Annotated in this window: 1 protein-coding gene; it reads left to right on the top strand. The window is 34.5% G+C overall.

Going from position 1 to position 1,121, the window contains the following annotated elements; translation table 11 throughout:
- The first annotated feature begins 100 nt into the window (after window positions 1-100).
- Window positions 101-733: a hypothetical protein gene (locus FNW21_RS16180; protein ID WP_144257782.1), complete on the top strand. Its 633-nt coding sequence runs from the start codon at window positions 101-103 to the stop codon at window positions 731-733.
- Window positions 734-1,121 lie beyond the last annotated feature (388 nt).

The following is a 1,121-nucleotide window of genomic DNA, read 5'->3' as shown; positions in this document are numbered from 1 at the left end:
GTGTCAGCCGAAATTAGTTTTTAACCGAAAGTTTTAGGCTTTTTTAATCCCAGCCTGCGTGTAGCGCGAGAACGTTATAGGGCATAGTATGACAGAATTTATGAGAAATATCGAAAAACAATTTGAAACTCCTTTGGGAATTATTCGTTGCGGAATAAACTCTGACGGTTTTGAAAAAACTTTTGATACACAGAAATATGAAAACGGAAATTCTGAAATCTTTAAAACTAGCGGACACAAAGTGGAAATTATCACTTTTAAAATCAGACTTCCACTTTATAACGATGATATTTTAACCGACAGTTTTGGTTGTATATTCAGAATTGTAAAAACCGCTGATATTGACGAAAAAATTGAAACTTATTGTTTGCTTGATAAATATGAAGATGTAGAATTTGGCATCGACTGCGGAGAACATTTGGACGCAATTTTAGCGGAAAATAATGAATGGAATTTGCATATTGGAACTGAAGACGGAGAAGTTCTAAATTGGAGAGCCGAAAATGAAAATTGGTTTCCCGCAAGACTAAAAAACAATCTAAATTTAGAGAATTCAATAACGGAAATGAAAGAAAACGGATTTATAACGAAAATCCCAATTCTTGATAAAAATGAAAAGATTCACATTCAATTTTTGACGGCGTACGATAGAAAAGACGAGCAAAAAGTTAACACTTGGCTTGCTGTTGATGAAACTAAACAGAATTTGGAAAATTGGATTGGAATATCATAACGGCTAAAACTACGCCCTATAACACACGCTACAAGCAATTTGGGGATTTGGCTTAATTTGAAATTGGTTTTGTATTTGGAAGATTTGGCAAATCCGAAAATAGGGCTTAATTTAGTCCCAAACTACTTGTAGCGCGGGGACGTTGGGGAGCAGTTGTGCCGAAATTACGCAGATGAAAACAATTAGAAAATAAACATTTGTTTCCGCAGAAACTTACAAAGCAGAAGCGTGAAAATTGGAATTTATCAGTTGAAACTTGAAAAGTTGAAACCTGAAAAGCAGAAGCGTGAAAGTTGGAATTTATCAGTAGAAACTTGAAAAGTTGAAACCTGAAAAGCAGAAGCGTGAAAGTTGGAATTTATCAGTAGAAACTTGAAAAGTTGAAACC

This window comes from Flavobacterium restrictum, assembly GCF_007097245.1.
In the GTDB taxonomy this organism is placed as follows: Bacteria; Bacteroidota; Bacteroidia; order Flavobacteriales; family Flavobacteriaceae; genus Flavobacterium; species Flavobacterium restrictum.
This window is presented reverse-complemented; position numbering and strand designations above follow the sequence as displayed.